General features: G+C 70.2%; 13 protein-coding genes, 1 tRNA gene and 1 pseudogene. 12 read left to right on the top strand and 3 right to left on the bottom strand.

Going from position 1 to position 16111, the window contains the following annotated elements:
- Positions 1 to 113: 113 nt before the first annotated feature.
- The 10 genes from ACIQPR_RS18455 to ACIQPR_RS18410 all read left to right on the top strand — a co-directional run bounded on the left by ACIQPR_RS18455 (position 114) and on the right by ACIQPR_RS18410 (position 12500).
- The gene (locus tag ACIQPR_RS18455; protein ID WP_403649129.1) at positions 114 to 689 is read left to right on the top strand and encodes a YqgE/AlgH family protein; all 576 of its coding nucleotides are present in this window, start codon (positions 114 to 116) and stop codon (positions 687 to 689) included.
- Positions 690 to 718: 29 nt separating this feature from the next.
- On the top strand, positions 719 to 1006 hold the full coding sequence (locus ACIQPR_RS18450; RefSeq protein WP_026178118.1) for a DUF3039 domain-containing protein: 288 nt from the start codon (positions 719 to 721) through the stop codon (positions 1004 to 1006).
- 236 nt (positions 1007 to 1242) lie between these two features.
- Positions 1243 to 2538 (top strand): extracellular solute-binding protein, encoded by a 1296-nt coding sequence (locus ACIQPR_RS18445; RefSeq protein ID WP_403649126.1) that lies wholly within the window; start codon positions 1243 to 1245, stop codon positions 2536 to 2538.
- Positions 2539 to 2542: 4 nt separating this feature from the next.
- Positions 2543 to 3424, top strand: coding sequence for a carbohydrate ABC transporter permease (locus ACIQPR_RS18440; RefSeq protein ID WP_403649123.1), 882 nt, complete (start codon positions 2543 to 2545; stop codon positions 3422 to 3424).
- The gene (locus tag ACIQPR_RS18435; RefSeq protein WP_403649121.1) at positions 3421 to 4275 is read left to right on the top strand and encodes a carbohydrate ABC transporter permease; all 855 of its coding nucleotides are present in this window, start codon (positions 3421 to 3423) and stop codon (positions 4273 to 4275) included. Before ACIQPR_RS18440 ends, ACIQPR_RS18435 begins: the two co-directional genes overlap by 4 nt.
- Before the next feature lies 1 nt (position 4276).
- Positions 4277 to 5902, top strand: coding sequence for a beta-N-acetylhexosaminidase (locus ACIQPR_RS18430; RefSeq protein ID WP_403649118.1), 1626 nt, complete (start codon positions 4277 to 4279; stop codon positions 5900 to 5902).
- Between the two features lie 234 nt (positions 5903 to 6136).
- The gene (locus ACIQPR_RS18425) at positions 6137 to 7030 is read left to right on the top strand and encodes a xanthine dehydrogenase family protein subunit M (protein ID WP_262061091.1); all 894 of its coding nucleotides are present in this window, start codon (positions 6137 to 6139) and stop codon (positions 7028 to 7030) included.
- Positions 7027 to 8772 (top strand): 2Fe-2S iron-sulfur cluster-binding protein, encoded by a 1746-nt coding sequence (locus tag ACIQPR_RS18420; RefSeq protein ID WP_403649115.1) that lies wholly within the window; start codon positions 7027 to 7029, stop codon positions 8770 to 8772. The genes ACIQPR_RS18425 and ACIQPR_RS18420 overlap by 4 nt, the downstream gene beginning before the upstream one ends.
- On the top strand, positions 8769 to 11084 hold the full coding sequence (locus tag ACIQPR_RS18415) for a xanthine dehydrogenase family protein molybdopterin-binding subunit (RefSeq protein ID WP_403649112.1): 2316 nt from the start codon (positions 8769 to 8771) through the stop codon (positions 11082 to 11084). The genes ACIQPR_RS18420 and ACIQPR_RS18415 overlap by 4 nt, the downstream gene beginning before the upstream one ends.
- 261 nt (positions 11085 to 11345) lie before the next feature.
- Positions 11346 to 12500, top strand: coding sequence for an SUKH-4 family immunity protein (locus ACIQPR_RS18410; protein WP_403649109.1), 1155 nt, complete (start codon positions 11346 to 11348; stop codon positions 12498 to 12500).
- 19 nt (positions 12501 to 12519) lie between these two features.
- Here ACIQPR_RS18410 and ACIQPR_RS18405 read toward each other — a convergent pair whose 3' ends face one another.
- Together ACIQPR_RS18405 and ACIQPR_RS18400 are read right to left on the bottom strand one after the other, a co-directional pair.
- A complete protein-coding gene (locus ACIQPR_RS18405; RefSeq protein ID WP_403649106.1) occupies positions 12520 to 12951 on the bottom strand; it encodes an AQJ64_40280 family protein in 432 nt (143 codons plus the stop codon).
- A 102-nt stretch (positions 12952 to 13053) separates the two neighbouring features.
- Positions 13054 to 13125: transfer RNA gene (locus ACIQPR_RS18400), tRNA-Cys, on the bottom strand.
- A 190-nt stretch (positions 13126 to 13315) separates the two neighbouring features.
- On the opposite strand from ACIQPR_RS18400, the pseudogene ACIQPR_RS18395 reads away from it, so the two are divergent.
- Positions 13316 to 13477: pseudogene (locus ACIQPR_RS18395) on the top strand (MFS transporter); the annotation flags it as partial.
- Between the two features lie 35 nt (positions 13478 to 13512).
- On the top strand, positions 13513 to 15075 hold the full coding sequence (locus ACIQPR_RS18390; protein WP_403649103.1) for a recombinase family protein: 1563 nt from the start codon (positions 13513 to 13515) through the stop codon (positions 15073 to 15075).
- A 515-nt stretch (positions 15076 to 15590) separates the two neighbouring features.
- Here ACIQPR_RS18390 and ACIQPR_RS18385 read toward each other — a convergent pair.
- Positions 15591 to 16088: a hypothetical protein gene (locus tag ACIQPR_RS18385; RefSeq protein ID WP_403649099.1), complete on the bottom strand. Its 498-nt coding sequence runs from the start codon at positions 16086 to 16088 to the stop codon at positions 15591 to 15593.
- Positions 16089 to 16111 lie beyond the last annotated feature (23 nt).

Below are 16111 nucleotides of genomic sequence, written 5' to 3'. Positions count from 1 at the left end.
GGGTCACGGAGCTGTGTGTGCGCCCTGCGCGCCCCTTTGCTCCCTGAGCTGCATTCACTCCCGAACCCGCATTGCCTCCCCCTTCCGCCGGAAGATGCGGGATCATGTCAGGCATGACCGAGGTGTCCTCGCTCACAGGGCGGTTGCTCGTGGCAACACCCGCCCTGGCGGACCCGAACTTCGACCGCGCGGTGGTGCTCCTTCTCGACCACGACGAGGAGGGCTCCCTCGGTGTCGTCCTCAACCGGCCCACCCCGGTGGACGTCGGCGACATCCTGGAGGGCTGGGCGGATCTCGCCGGCGAACCGGGGGTCGTCTTCCAGGGCGGCCCGGTGCAGCTGGACTCGGCCCTCGGCGTCGCCGTCATCCCGGGTGGCGCGTCGTCCGCCGAGCGCGCCCCGCTCGGCTGGCGCCGGGTGCACGGCGCGATCGGCCTCGTCGACCTGGAGGCCCCGCCGGAACTGCTGGCCTCCGCGCTGGGCTCGCTGCGGATCTTCGCCGGGTACGCCGGCTGGGGACCGGGGCAGCTGGAGGACGAACTGACGGACGGCGCCTGGTACGTCGTCGAGTCGGAGCCCGGTGACGTCTCCTCGCCGTCCCCGGAGAGACTCTGGCGCGAGGTGCTGCGGCGCCAGCGCAGCGAGCTGGCGATGGTGGCGACCTATCCGGACGACCCTTCGCTGAACTGATGCCGGTGGGCTTCAGTACCCTTGGCCGTATGAGCACTCTTGAGCCCGAGCGCGGGACTGGTACGGGGACCCTCGTAGAGCCGACGCCCCAGGTGTCGCACGGCGACGGGGACCATGAGCGCTTCGCCCATTACGTCCAGAAGGACAAGATCATGGCGAGCGCCCTGGACGGCACTCCTGTGGTGGCGTTGTGCGGGAAGGTCTGGGTGCCGGGCCGCGACCCGAAGAAGTACCCGGTGTGTCCCATGTGCAAGGAGATCTACGAGTCCATGGGCTCGGGCGGGGACGGCGACAAGGGCAAGGGCGGCGACAAGTAGCCGTTCGGCCGGTCTGACTTCGTAAGACCTCGTAAGGCCCTCGGGGCGCGCTTCGGCGCGCCCCGAGGGCCTTTTTTGCGTGTTTCGGCGGTTTTTCGACGGCCTTTCGCTGGTCACGAAGTGGTTGAGACCTCTTGTGGCCGCGTTCATCCACTCCTTAATCTCCGTGGTGTTGTGCAGAGCGAAACGCCCATTGCATATGTTGCAACGCACCCGGATTCCCGGAGGAACGCTCCATGAAGCTCGCCCCCAGATTCGCCGTACTCCTGGCCGCCGCCGCTGTCGTGGCCGGCTGCGCGCCCCAGACCTCGGACAACTCGTCCTCGGACAAGGACGATCAGAGCGGCACCCTGCGGGTGTGGCTGTTCCAGGAGGTCGGCAACGACCCGAAGGCGAAGGTCGTCGACTCCGTAGTGGCCGCTTTCGAGAAGGCACACAAGGGCACCAAGGTGGACGTCGAGTACATCCCGATCGACACCCGCGCCCAGCGCGTCAAGGCCGCGTTCAACGACCCGAAGTCCGCGCCCGACGTCATGGAGTACGGCAACACCGACACCGCCGGCTATGTGAAGGACGGCGGACTCCTCGACGTCACCAAGGAGTTCGGCGCCTGGAACGAGGCCAAGGACACCGACCCCACCGCGAAGCAGTCCGTCACGGTCGACGGCAGGCTCTACGGCTCCCCGTTCTACGTCGGCGTCCGCGCCCTCTACTACCGCACCGACGTCTTCAAGGACCTCGGCCTCCAACCCCCCAAGACCATGGCCGAGTTGGCGTCCACCGCCCGGAAGATCCACAAGGCCAGGTCCGACCTCTACGGCCTCGTCGTCGGCGGCGCCTACACCTACGGCGCGATGCCCTTCGTGTGGGCCAACGGCGGCGAACTCGCCACCGCCAAGGGCGACTCCTACACCTCCGCGATCGACAGCGCCGCCGCCCAGAAGGGCATCAAGGCCTACACCTCGCTCTTCACGGGCGACAACTGTCCCGCCGCCAAGTGCGCGGTCATGGGCGGCAACGACACCATCACCGCGTTCGCGGCCGGCAAGGCGGGCATGGCGATCGGCGGCGACTTCAGCCACACCGCGGTCGAGGCCGGCAAGGTCAAGGGCAAGTACGCGGTCGTCCCGCTGCCGGGAGTCGCGTCCGGCTCGATCGCCCCCGCGTTCGCCGGCGGCAACAACATCGGTGTCCTGAAGAGCACTTCGCACCGCACGCTCGCCGTCGACCTGATGGAGCAGCTCACCTCGAAGGCCACCCAGGCCTCGATGTTCGACGCCATGGGCTTCCTGCCGACGTTCACGGACGTCCGCGACACCGCCGCCGCGAAGGTCCCGTTCGAGAAGCCGTTCGTGCAGACCCTCGCCGCCGGCACCAAGTTCGTTCCCGCGTCGCCCGGTTGGTCGGAGATCGACTCCTCGCTGGTGGTGCCGACGATGCTCCAGGAGGTCATCAGCGGCAAGAAGAGCGTGGCGGCGGCCTCGAAGGACGCGGCGAAGAAGATGAACGACGCGTTCAGCTCCGCGGGTTGACCGGATGCGTACACGAACGGCCTGGACTCCCTGGCTCTATCTCGCCCCCGCCCTCGCCGTCCTCGGCGGACTGCTCGTCTACCCCATCTACCAACTCGGCCTGATCTCGTTCTTCCAGTACACCCAGGCCCAGGTCAGCGGTGGGGAGCCGACCACCTTCAAGGGGCTCGGGAACTACACCGAGTTGTTCTCCGACAGCCAGTTCTGGCAGGTGCTGCTGTCGACCGTGCTGTTCGCCGGGGCCTGTGTGGTCTCGACGCTCGCGGTCGGCTGCGCCCTCGCCGTGCTGCTCACCCGCGTCCGTGCCGTGCCCCGACTCGCCCTGATGCTGGCCGCGTTGGGGGCCTGGGCGACCCCGGCGGTGACGGGCTCCACGGTCTGGCTGCTGCTGTTCGACCCGGACTTCGGCCCGGTGAACCGGATTCTGGGCCTCGGCGACCACTCCTGGACGTACGGCCGCCTCAGCGCCTTCTTCCTCGTCCTGCTCGAAGTGGTCTGGTGCTCCTTCCCGTTCGTGATGGTGACGGTCTACGCCGGCATCCGCGCCGTACCCTCCGAGGTCCTGGAGGCCGCCGCCCTGGACGGCGCCTCCCAGTGGCGCATCTGGCGCTCCGTCCTGGCGCCGATGCTCCGGCCGATCCTCACCGTCGTCACCATCCAGTCCGTCATCTGGGACTTCAAGGTCTTCACCCAGATCTACGTCATGACCAACGGCGGCGGCATCGCGGGCCAGAACCTCGTCCTCAACGTGTACGCCTACCAACAGGCGTTCGCGTCCTCGAAGTACAGCCTCGGCTCGGCGATCGGCGTCGTCATGCTGCTGATGCTGCTCGCCGTCACGCTGGTCTATCTGCGACTGCTGCGCAGGCAGGGGGAGGAACTGTGAACCCGCAACGTCTGCCGCTACGCCTCGTACGGCGCCCCTGGCGGCTCGCGGCCGAGGCCTCCGCGCTCCTGATCGCGGTCGTCGTCGCCTTCCCCCTCTATTGGATGGTGCTCAGCGCCTTCAAACCGGCCGGGGAAATCGAGTCGAGCGAGCCCCGGCCATGGACGCTCGCGCCCTCCCTGGACTCCTTCCGGCGGGTCTTCGGGCAGCAGGAATTCGGCCGTTACTTCCTCAACAGCCTTGCCGTGGCGGGCACGGTCGTCATCGTCTCGGCACTGATCGCCTTTCTTGCCGCGACCGCCGTGACCCGATTCCGGTTCCGCTTCCGGACCACCCTCCTGATCATGTTCCTGGTGGCCCAGATGGTGCCCGTGGAAGCGCTGACGATCCCGCTGTTCTTCACCATGCGGGGGCTCGGCCTGCTGAACACCCTGGGGTCGCTGATCCTGCCCCAGATCGCCTTCTCGCTGCCGTTCGCGATCTGGATGCTGCGGGGGTTCGTGAAAGCCGTACCGGACGCGCTGGAGGAGGCCGCGTACATCGACGGAGCGAGCCGGACGCGATTCCTGTGGCAGATCCTTTTCCCGCTCGTCTTCCCCGGGCTGGTCGCCACGAGCGTGTTTTCCTTCATCTCGGCCTGGAACGACTTCCTCTTCGCCAAGTCGTTCATCATCAGCGACACTTCCCAGTCGACCCTCCCGATGGCCCTGTTGGTCTTCTACAAGCCCGACGACCCGGACTGGGGCGGGGTCATGGCGGCCTCCACGGTGATGACGATTCCGGTGCTGGTGTTCTTCGTACTCGTACAGCGACGCCTGGTCTCGGGACTGGGCGGAGCGGTTAAGGACTGACGTGACTGACAAGGTGGATGTGATTCCCGCTCCGGCGCGCTGCTCGTCGGACTCCGCCGGACGCACGGGCATCGGCGACCGGACGGCCCTGGAGGCGCGGCCCGGCACCGAGGGCGTCGCACGCTGGCTGCGCGCCACGGTCGGCGCGGCGACCGGCCTGCCCTTTCCGCAGGCCGACGGCCGGGACGACCGCCTCGTGCTGAGCATCGACCCCGGGCTGCCCGCCGAGGGGTACCGCCTCGTCACCGACGCACTCCCGATGCGCGTCGAGGGCGGCAGCGCGGCCGGTGTCTTCTACGGAGCCCAGACCTTCCGTCAGTTGCTCAGCCCCGACGCGTTCCGCCGCGCGCCGCTGCGGTCCGGCCGGGAGTGGGAACTGCCCCGGATCACCGTCGAGGATTCCCCCCGCTTCCGCTGGCGCGGCCTGATGCTCGACGTGGCCCGGCACTTCATGCCCAAGGAAGGCGTCCTGCGCTACCTGGACCTGATGGCGGCGCACAAACTCAACGTCTTCCACTTCCACTTGACGGACGACCAGGGATGGCGCGTACAGATCAAGCGGTACCCGAAGCTGACCGAGATCGGCTCCTGGCGGGCCCGCACGAAATTCGGCCACCGCGCCTCACCCCTGTGGGACGACAAGCCCCACGGCGGCTACTACACCCAGGACGACATCCGCGAGATCGTCGCCTACGCCGCCGAACGGCATATCACCGTGGTCCCCGAAATCGACGTACCGGGACACTCGCAGGCCGCCGTCGCCGCGTATCCGGAACTCGGCAACACCGACGTCATCGACACCAACTCCCTCTCCGTCTGGGACAACTGGGGCATCAACCCGAACGTACTCGCCCCCACTGACAACACCCTGCGCTTCTACGAGGGGGTGTTCGAGGAACTCCTCGACCTGTTCCCCTCGGAGTTCATTCACGTCGGCGGCGACGAATGCCCCAAGGACCAGTGGAAGCAGTCGCCGGCCGCGCAGGCCCGCATCGCGGAACTCGGGCTCGCGGACGAGGACGAGTTGCAGTCGTGGTTCATCGGACACTTCGACAAGTGGCTCTCCGCGCGCGGGAGAAGGCTCGTCGGCTGGGACGAGATCCTGGAGGGCGGTCTCGCGGACGGCGCCGTCGTGTCGTCCTGGCGCGGCTACGAGGGCGGGATCACCGCCGCCCGCGCGGGCCACGACGTCGTCATGTGTCCTGAACAGCACGTGTACTTGGACTGGCGGCAGGACGACGGCGAGGACGAGCCGGTGCCGATCGCCCACGTGCGCACCCTGGAGGACGTCTACCGTTTCGAGCCCGTTCCCTCCCAGCTCACCGAGGCCGAGGCCCGTCATGTGCTGGGCGCGCAGGCCAACGTGTGGACCGAGGTGATGGAGGATCACGCGCGCGTGGACTACCAGACGTTCCCCAGGCTGGCCGCGTTCGCCGAGGTCGCCTGGAGCGCGCTCCCGGCGCCCGGGGAACGGGACTTCGCCGACTTCGAGCGCCGGATGACCGCCCACTACGCGCGGCTCGACGCCCTGGGGGTCGGCTACCGCCCGCCCACCGGACCGCTGCCCTGGCAGCGCCGCCCCGGAGTGCTCGGCCGCCCCAAGGACGGCCCGCCGCCGAACGCCTAGGACCCGGAAGGGAGAAAGCCCCCAGGAGTCACCGATGAGTGGCAATTCCCGCATGCCGGTGATGCCGTACCAAAACGGACCATCTCCCGGATGAGACGGGCGAATGCCTCCTAGCGGACCCCCGCGTTCGGGTCTTGCGAAGATGTGCCAGAGTTGCCACGTCCGCCCTGTCAGCACGTACCGTACGGCAGCAACAGGTGGGACCAGGTGGGGCAGCGGGAAGGGGCAGCCGGTTTGACCACGCACGCACCGCAGGCGGGGCAGTCCGTCACGCTGCCCACAACGCTGGACGAGGCCGTGGCGGCGCTCACGGCCCTGCCCACGGCCGTTCCCGTGGCCGGCGGCACCGACCTCATGGCGGCCGTCAACTCGGGTCAGCTCAGGCCCAGCGCGCTGGTCGGTCTCGGGCGGATCAGCGAGATCCGCGGCTGGCAGTACCAGGACGGCCACGCGCTGCTCGGCGCGGGCCTCACGCACGCCCGCATGGGCCGCCCGGACTTCGCCGCGCTCATCCCGGCGCTCGCGGCCTCCGCGCGCGCCGCGGGCCCGCCGCAGATCCGCAACGCGGGCACCCTGGGCGGCAACATCGCCTCGGCCGCGCCCACCGGGGACGCGCTGCCCGTACTGGCCGCCCTGGAAGCGACGCTGATCATCGCGGGCCCCGGCGGAGCCCGCCGGGAGATCCCGGTGTCGCACCTCCTGGCCGGCGTCGAGATGCTGCGCGGCGGCGAACTCATCGGCTTCGTGCGCGTGCCCCTGCTGCACGCCCCGCAGGTCTTCCTGAAGGCGACCGGCCGCACCGGACCCGGGCGCTCCGTCGCCTCCGTCGCGGTCGTCCTCGACCCCGCCAGGCGCGGGGTCAGGTGCGCCGTCGGGGCCATAGCGCCGATGCCGCTCAGACCGCTGGACGCCGAGCAGTGGGTGGCCCGGCTGATCGACTGGGACAACGGCCGCGCGATCGTCCCCGAGGCACTCAGCGCCTTCGGGGAGTACGTCGCCGCGGCCTGCATCCCCGACCCGGCCCCGGCCGAGGACGGCTCCGTGGAACAGCTTCCGCCCGCCGTACTGCACCTGCGGCGCACCGTCGCCGCACTTGCCCGACGAGCACTCGGGAGGGCGCTGTCGTGACCGACGACCAGCACGGAGAGGGCACCCCCCAGGGCGGCGGACGCTGGGACCCGCTGCCCCAGGGCGACTACGACGACGGCGCCACGGCCTTCGTCAAACTCCCCGAAGGGGGCATCGACGCGCTGCTCGCCGCCCCGGGCCACGGCTATGTGCCGCCACCCATCGCGGCCGGCCCCGCCCAGGACACCGACCCCTCGGGCACCGGCTCCTGGGCCGTGCCCGCCGAGGGCGTCCAGTGGCCCGACCCGAACGCCGTACCGCAGCAGGGGACGGCCGGAGGCGACCAGTTCGCGTACCACCCCGGGGCCACCGGCCAGTGGACCTTCCAGGACACCAACACCCCGGCCCCGGGCGGCACGTCCGGGCACGACGTGACCGGCGAGTGGTCGATCCCCGTCGCCGGGGGCGATCTCCCGGACGAATCGGGCGAGTTCACCACCTCCGCCCTGGTCGAGCAGTGGGGCGGCACCCCGCCCGCCACCCTGCCCGGCGGCGCGCCCGCGCCCTGGGCGACGGACGGCGCGGGCCAGAACTGGGCCCAGCAGGCATCCGGCACGGACGTCACGGAGCGGCCGGGCACGACACCGGGCGGACAGCCCGCCCCGCACACGGACGGCCACGGCACGGCCTACCCGGCGACCGGCACCGACGGCCGCGGCACGCCCTACCCCACGAGCGGCACCGACGGCCGGGGCACGGCGTATCCGGCGACGGACACGGACGGGCGCGGTACGGCCCACCCGGCCGACCGGTCCGGCGAGCACCCCGCCGAGGCCACCCACCGGCCCTACGAGGAACCCCAGGGCGCCGACCCGTACGCGCACGCCCGCACCGAGGCCGCCGCCGACCCCTACGGCGACGCGCGCGGCGACCGCCACGACGACACCGCCGCCGAACTCGCCGCGGCCGACGCGCAGTCCGACGACGAGAACCGCCCGGCGGCCGACGATGCCGAAGGGGCCGAGGAGGCCGCTGAGAGGCCCGCTGAGCCCTCCGCGGCACCCGATACGGCCGACGGTGCCGAAACCGCCCCGGAGGCCGCCGAGGCGCCCGTGACGGCCCCCGACACCGACGCGCCGGACGAGAGCGCCGAGCCCGGCCCGAAGCTCCCCGGCGACGAACACCCGCTCGCCTCCTACGTGTTGCGGGTCAACGGCGCCGACCGGCCCGTCACCGACGCCTGGATCGGCGAGTCGCTGCTCTACGTGCTCCGCGAACGCCTCGGCCTCGCGGGCGCCAAGGACGGCTGCTCCCAGGGCGAGTGCGGAGCCTGCAACGTCCAGGTCGACGGCCGGCTCGTCGCCTCCTGCCTGGTGCCCGCCGTCACCGCCGCCGGCTCCGAGGTCCGCACGGTCGAGGGCCTGGCCGTCGACGGACAGCCCTCGGACGTGCAGCGCGCGCTCGCCAGGTGCGGGGCCGTGCAGTGCGGCTTCTGCGTGCCCGGCATGGCGATGACCGTGCACGACCTCCTGGAGGGCAACCCCGCCCCCACCGACCTGGAGGCCCGCCAGGCCCTGTGCGGCAACCTGTGCCGCTGCTCCGGCTATCGGGGCGTCCTGGACGCCGTCCAGGAAGTCGTCGCCGAACGGGAGGCGCACGCCGCCGCCGAACCTGAGTCGGACGGCGACGAGGCACGTATTCCCCACCAGGCGGGTCCCGGGGGCGGTGGCGTCCACCAGTCGGCCTTCGAGTCCCCGCGCACGCAGGACCAGGCGTACGGCCAGGACGGAGGCCAGGCGTGAGCAACGAAGCCGCCACCGCGACCACGGAGGCCGCACCCGCCCCGGAGCACCCGGGCCACGGCCTGGGCGCCTCGCTCCCGGCCGCCGACGCCCGCGCCAAGACCGAGGGCACCTTCCCGTACGCCGCCGACCTGTGGGCCGAGGGCCTCCTGTGGGCCGCCGTCCTGCGCTCACCGCACCCGCACGCGCGGATCGTCTCCGTCGACACGTCCCACGCCCGCGACATGCCCGGCGTACGGGCCGTCATCACCCACGAGGACGTGCCGGGCCGGGACCGCTACGGCCGGGGCACCGCCGACCGCCCGGTGTTCGCCTCCGACGTGGTGCGCCACCACGGGGAGCCCATCGCCGCCGTCGCCGCCGACCACCCGGACACCGCGCGGATGGCCGCCGCCGCCATCATGGTCGAGTACGAAGTACTCGACCCGGTGACCGACCCCGAGCAGGCCTTCGAGGCCGAACCGCTGCACCCCGACGGCAACCTGATCCGGCACATCCCGCTGCGCCACGGCGACCCGGACGCGGCCGGCGATGTCGTCGTCGAGGGCCTCTACCGCATCGGCCGCCAGGACCCCGCCCCCATCGGCGCCGAGGCCGGCCTCGCCGTGCCCCGCCCGGACGGCGGCGTCGAGCTGTACATCGCCTCCACGGACCCGCACACCGACCGCGACACGGCCGCCGCCTGCTACGGCCTGGAGCCCGACCGCGTCAAGGTCGTCGTCACCGGCGTCCCCGGGGCCACCGCCGACCGCGAGGACCAGGGCTTCCAACTCCCGCTCGGACTGCTCGCGTTGAAGACCGGCTGCCCGGTCAAACTCACCGCCACGCGCGAGGAGTCCTTCCTCGGCCACACCCACCGCCACCCCACGCTCCTGCGCTACCGCCACCACGCGGACGAGGAGGGCAGGCTGGTCAAGGTCGAGGCCCAGGTACTGCTCGACGCGGGCGCCTACGCCGACACCTCCTCGGAGGCCCTGGCCGCCGCCGTCTCCTTCGCCTGCGGCCCCTACGTCGTCCCGAACGCCTTCATCGAGGGCTGGGCCGTGCGCACCAACAACCCGCCCTCCGGGCATGTGCGCGGCGAGGGCGCCATGCAGGTCTGCGCCGCCTACGAGGCGCAGATGGACAAGCTCGCCAAGAAGCTCGCCATCGACCCGGCCGAACTGCGCCTGCGCAACGCCATGGCCACGGGTGACGTCCTCCCCACCGGCCAGACGGTGACCTGCCCGGCACCGGTCGCCGAACTCCTCCAGGCCGTACGGGACTTCCCGCTGCCGCAGCTCCCCAAGGACACCCCCGAGGACGAGTGGCTGCTGCCCGGCGGCCCCGAGGGCGCGGGCGAACCGGGCGCGGTGCGCCGGGGCGTCGGCTACGGCCTCGGCATGGTCCACATGCTCGGCGCGGAGGGCGCCGACGAGGTCTCCACGGCCACCGTGAAGGTCCACGACGGCATCGCGACCGTCCTGTGCGCGGCCGTCGAGACCGGCCAGGGATTCACCACGCTGGCCCGCCAGATCGTCCAGGAGACCCTGGGCATCGACGAGGTGCACGTGGCCCCCGTGGACACCGACCAGCCGCCCGCCGGACCGGGCTGCCGAGGCCGTCACACCTGGGTCTCGGGCGGCGCCGTCGAACGCGCCGCGAAAATGGTCCGCACCCAGTTGTTGCAGCCCCTGGCACACAAGTTCGGGATGTCGACCGAACTGCTCCAGATCACCGACGGCAAGATCACGTCCTACGACGGCGTCCTCTCGACGACCGTCACGGAGGCCCTGGACGGCAAGGAACTGTGGGCCACCGCCCAGTGCCGCCCGCACCCCACCGAGCCCCTGGACGAGGCGGGCCAGGGCGATGCCTTCGTAGGGCTCGCGTTCTGCGCGATCCGCGCGGTGGTCGACGTCGACATCGAACTGGGCTCGGTCCGCGTCGTCGAACTGGCCCTCGCCCAGGACGTCGGCCGCGTCCTGAACCCGACCCAGTTGGCCGCCCGCATCGAGGGCGGGGTGACCCAGGGCGTCGGCATCGCGCTGACGGAGAACCTGCGCACCGCGCGGGGGTTGATCCGCCACCCCGACCTCACCGGCTACGCCCTGCCCACCGCCCTGGACACCCCCGACATCAAGATCGTGAAACTCGTCGAGGAGCGTGACGTGGTCGCCCCCTTCGGGGCGAAGGCGGTCAGCGCGGTACCGGTGGTCACCTCCCCGGCGGCCATCGCCTCCGCGGTACGCGCCGCGACCGGCCGCCCCGTGAACCGCCTCCCGATCCGCCCGCAGGCGGCGGTCGTGACGAACGGGCAGTACGGCCAGTAGGCGCGCCGCCGACGGCGGAGCGGTCGCCGAGGGACGGGAACGTTCACGGGGACCCGAGCGTCTGACGGGACGAGGATGTCTCGAACACTCCGCGTCCGTCCGCGCCCCACGAGGCGTTTCCACTGCGGGTTCACCGTGTTTTCGCCGGTCAGGGCCATTGTCAGTGGTGCCGCGTAGTGTTCTGGGCAGTGGGGACGACAGCGGGACACCGGTGCCGCACGGGGAAGATTCACGCACGGGGGAACCATGCACGGGGGAACGATGAGCAGGGCCGACGCCGGATCCACGGCGACCACGATCACCTTGACCGAGGACGACCTCGATCCGTACGTCACGCACGCGTCCACGCGCCGCTGGCTGACCGGCCCCGGACTGCCGGGCGACAGCGGCCTGTTGACGTTCGAGGAGCTGCGCAGGGAGGGCCTGCGGACGGTCGCCGACTCGCTGGGCGACCCCGACCCGCTGGCCGAGGAACTCCGGGACCAGTTGGTGATAGGCGCGCTGTGGGGACCCGACGGCGGGGAGGCGGAGTCGATCCTGCTGGACGGCGGGACGGGCGAGATCGCCACGACGTACTTCTTCCACGACCGCCCGGACCTGATGGAGAGCGGCCCACTGGCCCCGTCGATCGAGACGCTGGCCCGCTTCACCACGACCACGGACGAACTGACCGGCCTGCGCGGCCAGTTCGCGTCCTACGAGGGCCGCCACGGCCCGAAGACGGTGGCCGAGGCGTCACGCCAACTGCTCTCGGTCTTCGAGTCGGAGACGGACGGCGAGGTGCCCCCGTTCTGGAAGGCGGCCGCCCTCATCCGCCCGCTGGCCCTGGTCGCCGGCCCCGGCACCACCTCGGGGCTGACCCTCGACATCCCGGCCCGCCTGCTGGACCAGGAGTTCGGCCAGGGCGCGGTGGCCCGCTTCGAGGAGGTCGACTTCCCCGCCACCCTCACCCACGAGCCGACCCGTCGCTTCCTGTGCGAGACGGGCCTGCCCGAGGACGCGCTCCTCTTCCACCTGGACACGGACGTCCCGCTCCCCACCCTGGCCGAGTTCTACGAGGACGAACCCGCCGACGAACTCCCCGCCCGCTCGCAGGAGTTGATCCGCCTCGGCCATCTCGTCGAGGACAACAGCCTGGTGGTGGACGGCGCCACGGGCGAGATCCTGACCTGGAGCGAGCCGGAGGCGACGCTCGCTCCCCTGAACACGGACGTCTCGACCCTCGCCTTCACCCTCTGGCTGCTCCACCGGGAGAGAGCGATCGACGCGGACCTCTCGGGCGAGCTGACAGCCGAGGCGTACGACCAACTGGCCACGACGATGCTCCAGACCCTGGCGACGGTGGACCCGACAGGCCTCCGCCACCCGCACTACTGGACGGAGGCGTTCCAGGACGAGGCGGGAGGCGTGCTCTGAGGCAGCGGGTGGTGGCAGGTCAGGTACGGGGCCTGTCCCCCCAGACACGCTGAAGAGCCACCTGAACACCCTCCCCGAGAACCCCCCGGGTCGTCATCCCGCCCGGCAGGGTGGGCAGTTCGGCCCAGTGGGTCACGGTCTCGGCACTACCGAGCCCGTAAGGCAGCCGGACGACCCCGTCGGAATCCACGAAGCAGTCCCGGTACTCGGTCCCGTCCGCACCGAAGTGCAGCGCGGCGAAGCACATGGGCCGCACCAGCCAGAATTCCTCACCGGCAGCGGATCCACCCTCGACGTCACGGCCTGCGCCATCAGCACCGCCCGCACCGTCAGCATGGCTTCCACCGTCCGCCGGATACCGCCCGGTGATCGCCGCCGCCACCGGCACACCACTCCGAGGCAGCCTGTCGCGTGCGTCGACCCATGTCACCAAGGTCTCCAGATTCCCCATCTCCACGCCCGAGAAGACGACCGAAGGCCGACGGGGGTTGAGCCGCACACGAACGGAAGGGCGACACCCCGAGGGGATGCCGCCCTTCCGACACAGCAGCGGAGGCCGTGGCGGGAATCGAACCCGCGTAACTCGCTTTGCAGGCGAGTCCCTGAACCACTCGGGCACACGGCCGTGGTTGGTGAGTTGACCGTATGGGGGGAGGGCGGGGCCGGACAAGAGGGCCTGTGGTGTCGCAACGGGACTGCCATACCGCGTTCATGAATGGGCGGGTGGTGGGGCCGCGGTCGTACGACCAAGGACTTAGCGGGGGACCGTCTTTCGACAGGGGTCAACCCGGTGGATGAGCCTTACGCTGGCCCGCATGACCGTCCTCGAACCGCGTGACGCCGACGTCACGGATACCGCTTCCGACCTGGCCGTCGAGTGTCGTGGTGGGGTGCTCGGGCGGTCGTATCGGGCGCTCAGCGTCGGGATCGTGTCCGTGGTGCTGCTGATCGCCTTCGAGGCGACCGCCGTGGGGACTCCCATAGATGGGTTGGGACATGCACAATGCGAGGCATGACACCTCCCACCGTGGCGCTGATACGAGAGCGCCTGGACGTTGCCTACGCCCGTGTATCCGACGACGACCGTGGTGCAGCCGAGGGCGTCGATTCGCAGCATGAAGAGATCGAGGAGGATGGCGAGGAAGCGGGCCGGCCGATCGGTGCGCGCTATACCGATAACTCAATCTCTGCCTGGAATGGAAGCGAACGGGCTGACTATCAACGCCTCTTGCGTGATGCCGCGCAGGACAGGGTTGCATCGGTTCGGGTAACCGCCGCAGACCGCTTGTGCCGTGACGTCCGTGAGGGCCTCGACCTGGTCGATGTCTTCAACGCACACGAGGTGCGACTGTTTAGCGTCGCCAGAGGTGAGTACAACCTGAGGCGTGCGCAAGGACGTGCCGATTTCATCGCAGACATCAACATCGCGAACAAAGAATCGGGCATCAAGTCAGAGCGCGTCGCTCTGGCTCGTAAGCGCCAGGCCCGCACCGGTGCTTATGGAGGTGGCATCCGTCGCTTCGGTTGGGGTGTTCCTACTGGCCGTGTGCGTAGCAAGTGTCTTAATCCCAAGGCGCCTCTGGACGAACGCGAGTACGTCGACGTGCCCGTGCTCGACATGGGCAAACACCGCCCGGACGAGGCCAAAGAGATCCGCCGGTGGGCGAAGGAGCTGCTGGCCACCCGCGGCAACATGGCCCAGCTCCTCGCCAGCATCAACGCGCGCGGCGTGCTCACAGTGAGTCAGGCCGATGGCCGCACGCTCAAGCGCGGTGGCAAGAAGGTGGAACACGGTGGTTGGCAACAGAAGACCGTGCGCCGGATCCTCATTGCTCCGCGGGTGTCCGGGCATGCCGTGAACAACGGCCAGATCATCAAGTGGAACGCGTGGCCGGCGATCATCCCGGAGGAGACCAGGCAGGCGTTGATCACGCTGCTGGAGGACCCGGCCAGAGTCACGAGCCCGGGTAACACGCCGAAGTGGCTGATCTCGAAGTCGCGCGGCGCGGAGTGCGGGCAGTGCGACAAGGGCGGGATGGTGACGGTCCGCCACAACTCCAAAGGAGCGGTGTACCGGTGTAACACCTGCCACAAGGGCAACCAACTCGCCGAACTGGTCGACGAGTACGTGGGGGCGGTCGCGTGCGAGCGGCTGTCCCGCCCGGACCTCGTTGAGCTGATCACGCCACCTCGGCCTGACATCGACGTGGCCGCGCTGCGTGAGGAGATAACGGGACTTCAGCAGCAGAAGACCGAGGCGAGTCTGTCGTATGCCCGCCGCTCGATCGACCTGGAGATGCTGGAGACGGTCAAGGCGGAGAGCGATCGGCAGATCTCGGTCATCCGCAGTCAGCTCGCAGAGGCTATCTCGGACAGTCCCCTCGCCGACTTCCTCGGCGCCGCCACCGTGGAGGGCGCCGCCAAGCTGTGGACGGCCAAGAGCATCGGCCAACGGCGCGAGATCGTACGGCTGCTCATGAACGTCGTCGTCCTCAAGGGTGACCCCTACAGGCTCGACCCCGACACGCTGCTGATCACACCGAGGCGCACGGCCCAGGACGTCAGTCCCGCCTGACCGGGCGATGTGTCCGTGCCGCAGCGTCTGCCGGGTAGCCCAGGGGTCGGCGTGCTTCGCTCGCTGGAGTCGAGGAGGAACGTTTCTTCCCTGGTCTGGAGGGGCGCGACACCAGGGTCAGGTGCGCTTTCGATCGTCCGATCTCGCCCTCCGCGGTGGATCCGGGATCCGGATCCTGATCTGCGAGGTCGAAGCGGTGTGCGGCTAGCCGGGCAATCGCCTCAACGGGATCGACGGGATCAGCGCCGCCTTCCGCGACCGGCTCCTGGGGCCCGGCGGGGTGGCGCCCTGTCTGGCTCCGCCGCCTCAGCCGGTGCACCTCGACCGCCAGCAGGGCTGTCACTGGCAGCATCGCCCCCGTAGCCATCGCCGCGACCACTTGCGCAACGCTGATCACCACTCTGAACCCCCCAGTCCATGTCGGTGACATATGCATACATGTGCGTGGAGTGATCAGCCTGTTACGCAAGCGATTGCTTTTGGTTGAATATTGGCCAGCCGTAATCCAATCGTGACTAGCTGGCACGCCCCCGCTGGGCGTCGCCACCGCCACCCGCTCGCGACGCCCGACGCTCCATCACCAGCTGCCGAGCGCGCGCCATGGCCGCATCCAGCTGTTCGGGGGTCAGGTCGAAACCCTCCGCCGCAGATGCGACCATCTCGGCCAACATCTCCTGCTCGCGCGTCGTGAGCGCCTCGGAGTTCGCGGGCGTTTCGCCGTCGCTGCGCAAGATCTCCCGGAGGATGTTGGCGGCATCTGGGCGGTCGACGTCGTCCAGCCTTTCCGGCGATACGCCGACCACGTGTGCCATGTGGGCCAGGGTGGCGTCGGGTGCCCGGACGGACTTGAGCGGTACGCGCCGCTCGTAGCCCTTTTCGATCTGGCGCCATCGGTTGCCGCTGAGCTTGATCGGCAAGAGGGCGGCGGCGGCTTCCGGGCTGAGCCCCTTGGCCTGGCGTGCGAGACGGATGAGCAAGGCCTCGGGTGGAGCCTCGCCTTCCTGGTGACCCACTGCGCCCTCCTGGAGCTTCAGTC

Origin of the sequence: Streptomyces sp. NPDC091280, assembly GCF_044768565.1 — a bacterium.
GTDB lineage: Bacteria > Actinomycetota > Actinomycetes > Streptomycetales > Streptomycetaceae > Streptomyces.
The sequence above is the reverse complement of the archived record's forward strand: the minus strand, read 5'-3'. Positions and strand labels throughout refer to the sequence as shown.

Excerpts from the sequence above, each read along its gene's own strand:
- ACIQPR_RS18455 (WP_403649129.1), top strand. The coding sequence starts at position 114 with ATGACCGAGGTGTCCTCGCTCACAGGGCGGTTGCTCGTGGCAACACCC.
- ACIQPR_RS18450 (WP_026178118.1), top strand. The coding sequence starts at position 719 with ATGAGCACTCTTGAGCCCGAGCGCGGGACTGGTACGGGGACCCTCGTA.
- ACIQPR_RS18445 (WP_403649126.1), top strand. The coding sequence starts at position 1,243 with ATGAAGCTCGCCCCCAGATTCGCCGTACTCCTGGCCGCCGCCGCTGTC.
- ACIQPR_RS18440 (WP_403649123.1), top strand. The coding sequence starts at position 2,543 with ATGCGTACACGAACGGCCTGGACTCCCTGGCTCTATCTCGCCCCCGCC.
- ACIQPR_RS18410 (WP_403649109.1), top strand. The coding sequence starts at position 11,346 with ATGAGCAGGGCCGACGCCGGATCCACGGCGACCACGATCACCTTGACC.
- ACIQPR_RS18405 (WP_403649106.1), bottom strand. The coding sequence starts at position 12,951 with ATGGGGAATCTGGAGACCTTGGTGACATGGGTCGACGCACGCGACAGG.
- ACIQPR_RS18390 (WP_403649103.1), top strand. The coding sequence starts at position 13,513 with ATGACACCTCCCACCGTGGCGCTGATACGAGAGCGCCTGGACGTTGCC.